3 protein-coding genes are annotated in these 5,188 nt (G+C 61.6%); 2 read left to right on the forward strand and 1 reads right to left on the reverse strand.

What is annotated here, in order from left to right:
* The first annotated feature begins 149 nt into the window (after positions 1–149).
* The gene (locus Q8O29_RS00220) at positions 150–1,388 is read left to right on the forward strand and encodes a flavin-dependent oxidoreductase (RefSeq protein ID WP_305560047.1); all 1,239 of its coding nucleotides are present in this window, start codon (positions 150–152) and stop codon (positions 1,386–1,388) included.
* A 16-nt stretch (positions 1,389–1,404) separates the two neighbouring features.
* Here Q8O29_RS00220 and Q8O29_RS00225 read toward each other — a convergent pair whose 3' ends face one another.
* A complete protein-coding gene (locus tag Q8O29_RS00225; RefSeq protein ID WP_305560048.1) occupies positions 1,405–2,001 on the reverse strand; it encodes a hypothetical protein in 597 nt (198 codons plus the stop codon).
* A 138-nt stretch (positions 2,002–2,139) separates the two neighbouring features.
* On the opposite strand from Q8O29_RS00225, the gene clpB reads away from it, so the two are divergent.
* On the forward strand, positions 2,140–4,740 hold the full coding sequence (gene clpB, locus Q8O29_RS00230; RefSeq protein ID WP_305560049.1) for an ATP-dependent chaperone ClpB: 2,601 nt from the start codon (positions 2,140–2,142) through the stop codon (positions 4,738–4,740).
* Positions 4,741–5,188 lie beyond the last annotated feature (448 nt).

A 5,188-nucleotide genomic window follows, 5' to 3' on the forward strand; every position in this document is an offset into this window, starting at 1 on the left:
GCCGGGTTTGCAGCGCCATAGCCGTAGCTATGGGGCAAAAAGCCGGTGAAAAATGGACCGTCGCGGTCGCTTTGCAGCCGACGTTCCTTCTGCCACCCAGGCTCCTAGAGGCCGATTTGATGCATAAAACGGTCAATCCAAGAGAACACATGAAGATAACAATCGTTGGCGGCGGCATAGGCGGCCTGAGCCTGGCGCTGGCCCTGCACCAGCGCGGTCTGGCCTGCGAGGTCTATGAAACCGTGCCTGAAGTCAAGGAGCTCGGCGTCGGCATCACCTTGCTACCACACGCCATGCGCGAGTTGGCAGCGCTGGGCCTGCAGGCACCGATTGAAGCCGTCGGTATCGAAAATGAGGAAAGCGTTTTTTTCAACCGCTTCGGCCAGTTTATCTACAAGGAGCCGCGCGGCCGCCATGCCGGTTATGCGTTGCCTGAGATCGGCATTCCGCGCGGCAAGCTGCACCGCCTGCTCTACCAAGCGGCGCTTGAGCGGCTGGGCGCGCACGCCATCCACACCGACCACCGCTGCACTGGCGTGACGCAAGACGAGAGCGGCGCCACCGTGCAGTTCACGCAGACATCGAGCGGCGCGACCCTGCCATCGGTGCGTGCCGACGTGGTGGTCGCTTGCGACGGCGTCAACTCCACCGTGCGGCGCCAGTTCTACCCGGATGAAAAAGTTGCGTTTGCCGGCATCAACACCTGGCGCGGCGTGACGCGGCACCAACCTATCCTGACCGGCAAGAGCTACATGCGCATCGGCTCCATCGACACCGGCAAGATGGTGATCTACCCCATCGTTGACCGGTTGGATGAGAAGGGACACCAGCTGATCAACTGGGTGGCCGAGATCCAACGAGACAACGCAGCCATGAACGACTGGAACCACCCCGGCGACGTGAAGGACTTTCTCGACATCTTCAAGGACTGGCGTTTCCCGTGGCTGGATGTTGCCGCGCTGATCGCCAATGCCGAGCAGATTCTTGAGTACCCGATGGTGGACAAGGACCCGGTGCCGCAGTGGACCTTTGGCCGCGTGACGCTGCTGGGCGATGCTGCGCACCCGATGTACCCGCGCGGCTCCAACGGTTCGGCGCAGGCCATCATCGACGGGCGCACGCTGGCCGAACAACTGGCTGGCGCCGGCGGGGACGGTCGCCCTGCGCTGCTGGCCTATGAAAAGCTGCGGCTGGCGCCCACGGCCAACATTGTGCTGACCAACCGCTCGGTGCCGCCCGACTTCATCAACATCAAGGTGGACGAACTCAGCGGCGGCAAGCCTTTTGCCAACATCGATGCGCTGATCAGCCAGCAGGAGCTGCGCGAGATCTCCGAGCACTACAAAAAAGTCGCCGGCTTTTCGCTAGAAGCGGCCAAGGTGGGCTGAACCCCGGAGGGGCGCTTCAGTTCAGGTATTTGGGCTTGGCCAGATCCAGGCCCAAGTCGGCCGGCTCGGTTGTGGTGGCCACCGCTTCCAATGGCGAAGTCGCAGGCAAATGCAGCCACTGTGAGGCGTTCAGGCTCTGGTGCAGCAGTTGCAGCAGGCCGTTGCTGAGCTGCGGGTCCATCACGACATGAAAATTGCGAATCGCCGCGCGGCCCGGCATCTTTTCAAACAACTGCAGCCGCAACTGGCCGCTGTTCAACAGCGTGACCTTGACTTCCGTCAGCAGCAGCGGCTCGGGGCCCAGCACCGGGTCGCCTGGCTGGCCCTGGCGACTCTGGTAGGGCGTCTCAAAGTCCCCGGTGCGCAGCGCCGCTTCTTTCTGAAAGGCCGTCAGCAGTTGCCCCCGCTGGTCTTCCAGGGTAACTGCGGGCGCCGCCGGAGCCGCGACTTTTTTCATCTGATCGCTTGTGCTCTGGCTCAGGAGGGGCAGCAGCGCCAGCGCCAGGCGCCGCGTCAGCCAGGCGCGCAGCTCACCGCCTTCCTTGCCATTGATGCGAATCAACAGGCGGTCTTGTTCGTGGACGTAGCTGAGCGACACCTGGTGTATGTTCATGAGACCGATTTTAGAGCTGTTCCCGTTCATACGGGAGTGCGAATGAGGACGGACGGGATCTGCGGGTCGGCGCAAGGGCTATTGAAAACCGCCGGTGGCAGCCCCAGATCAACTGCAATCATTTTGAAGGGACGCCCCATGCGCCAAGACAAACTCACCACCAAGTTCCAGGAAGCCCTCAGCGACGCGCAGTCGCTCGCGCTTGGTCATGACAACGCCTACATCGAGCCGGCCCACCTGCTGGCCGCCATGCTGGCCCAGGACGACGGGCCCAAGGCCTTGCTGCAGCGTGCCGGTGTCAACGTGACCGCCCTGCAGGCCGCCATCGACGCTGCCGTCAAGAAGCTGCCCACGGTCTCCGGCCAGGAGCAGATCCAGGTTGGCCCCGAACTGGCCAAGCTGCTGCAGGCGACGGAAAAGGAGTCGATCAAGCGCGGCGACCAGTTCATTGCCGGCGAGCTGTTCCTGCTGGCCGTGGCCGACAGCAAGGCCGAGGTCGGCAAGCTCGCCAAAGAGGCCGGCCTGACGCGCAAGGCGCTCGAATCTGCTATCGACACTGTGCGCGGTGGCCAGGGCATGGACAGCCCTGAAGCTGAAGGCCAACGCGAAGCGCTCAAGAAATACACCCTGGACCTGACCGAGCGCGCGCGCATGGGCAAGCTCGACCCGGTGATCGGCCGCGACGACGAGATCCGCCGCGCCATCCAGGTGCTGCAGCGCCGCACCAAGAACAACCCGGTGTTGATCGGCGAGCCCGGCGTCGGAAAAACCGCGATTGTGGAAGGCCTGGCGCAGCGCATCGTTGCGGGCGAGGTGCCAGAATCGCTCAAGGGTAAACGCGTGCTGAGCCTGGACATGGCCGCGCTGCTGGCCGGCGCCAAGTTTCGCGGCGAGTTTGAAGAGCGCCTGAAAACCGTGCTCAAGGAGCTCGCCAAGGACGAAGGCCAGACCATTGTATTTATCGACGAGCTGCACACCATGGTGGGTGCCGGCAAGGCCGAGGGTGCGATGGATGCCGGCAACATGCTCAAGCCCGCGCTGGCCAGAGGCGAGCTGCATTGCGTGGGCGCGACCACCCTGGACGAATACCGCAAGTACATTGAAAAAGACGCCGCATTGGAGCGCCGCTTCCAGAAAATTCTGGTCGGTGAGCCATCGGTGGAAGCCACCATCGCCATCTTGCGTGGCCTGAAAGAAAAGTACGAGCTCCACCACGGCGTGCAGATCACCGACCCGGCCATCGTTGCTGCGGCCGAGTTGAGCCACCGCTACATCACCGACCGGTTTTTGCCTGACAAGGCGATTGACCTGATCGACGAAGCCGCCAGCAAGATCGCCATCGAGCGCGACTCCAAGCCTGAAGTGATGGACAAGCTGGATCGCCGGCTGATTCAATTGCAGATCGAGCGCGAGGCCGTGCGCCGTGAAAAAGACGAGTCCTCGCAAAAGCGCTTCGGTCTGATCGAGGAAGAAATCGTCAAGCTGCAAAAGGAAATATCCGACCTTGACGAAATCTGGCAGGCCGAAAAAGCCCAGGCGCTCGGCTCCAAAGACGTGATGGAAGAGATCGACCGCATCCGCTTCCAGATCGAGGAGCAAACCCGCAAGGGTGACTTCAACAAGGTCGCCGAGTTGCAATACGGCAAGCTGCCCGAGCTGGAAAAACGCCTCAAGGAAGCGCAGGACGCCGAGGCCAGCAAAGGCAAGTCCAACGCCCCCACCTTGCTGCGCACCCAGGTCGGTGCTGAAGAAATCGCCGAAGTCGTCGCGCGCTCCACCGGTATCCCGGTCAGCAAACTGATGCAGGGCGAGCGCGACAAACTGCTGCTGATGGAAGGCAAGCTGCACGAGCGTGTGGTCGGCCAGGACGAAGCCATCGGTGCGGTCGCCAATGCGATCCGCCGTTCACGCTCGGGCCTGAGTGACCCGAACCGGCCCACGGGCTCTTTTCTCTTTCTCGGCCCCACCGGCGTGGGCAAGACCGAGCTGTGCAAGGCGCTGGCCGGCTTTTTGTTTGACAGCGAAGATCACCTGATCCGCGTTGACATGAGCGAGTTCATGGAAAAACATTCGGTGGCCCGCCTGATAGGCGCGCCGCCAGGTTACGTGGGTTACGAGGAGGGCGGCACCCTGACCGAAGCGGTGCGCCGCAAGCCCTACAGCGTGCTGCTGCTCGACGAGGTGGAAAAAGCCCACCCGGATGTCTTCAACGTGCTGCTGCAGGTGCTGGACGATGGCCGCCTGACCGACGGCCAGGGCCGCACCGTGGACTTCAAGAACACCGTCATCGTGATGACCAGCAACATCGGCTCGCCCATCATCCAGTCCATGGTCGGCAAGCCGTATGAAGAGGTCAAGGAAGCGGTGACGGATGAGCTGAAAAACTACTTCCGCCCCGAGTTTTTGAACCGTATTGACGAGACCGTGGTGTTCCATTCGCTCGATGCGAAAAACATCGAATCGATTGCCCGCATCCAGCTCAAGGTGCTGATGGCACGGCTACAGAAGATGGATCTGACGATGGAGGTGTCGGAGGCCGCGATTGCCGAACTGGCCAAGGTCGGCTTTGACCCAGTGTTCGGCGCGCGGCCGCTCAAACGTGCGATTCAGCAGCGCATCGAGAACCCGTTGAGCAAGCTGCTGCTGGAAGGACGCTTCCCGCCCAAGAGTGTGATCCCGGTGGATGTGGACCCGGTCCTCGATCCTGGCGTGTTCCGATTTGACCGCGCTGTGGGGTAATTTCCGGCGGAGCAAACGCTATCGTTTCTATAGCTGCCTGCGACCGCAGGGTATGGGCTGTCGGCCGTTCTGATGTGTAAAAACCTTGAAATGCCCGCCTGCGCAGGCAGGTAACAGGTTTTCTGCAACGTGTCGGACTAGGAGTCTGGGCGGCAGAAGGACCGTCGGCTGCAAAGCGGCCGCGACGGTCCATTTTTCACCGGCTTTTTGCCCCATAGCTACGGCTATGAGGCTGCAAACCCGGCAAAAACTGTCCTCGCTGGGGCCGATTTTCGCTCTCGACGCCTTCTGTCGCCCAGACTCATAGTCTTACTGTGTCATAAAATATGCTATTATTTCAATAGCATCAATTCTGACCGGAGGCTTTATGGACGCAGCCAAGGAGTTCAATCGTTACATCTCTCATTTGTCCGAGGGACTCGGGCATGCTGACCGCCACGCGGGACTC

Origin of the sequence: Polaromonas sp. (assembly GCF_030689685.1) — a bacterium.
Classification (GTDB): Bacteria; Pseudomonadota; Gammaproteobacteria; order Burkholderiales; family Burkholderiaceae_C; genus Polaromonas.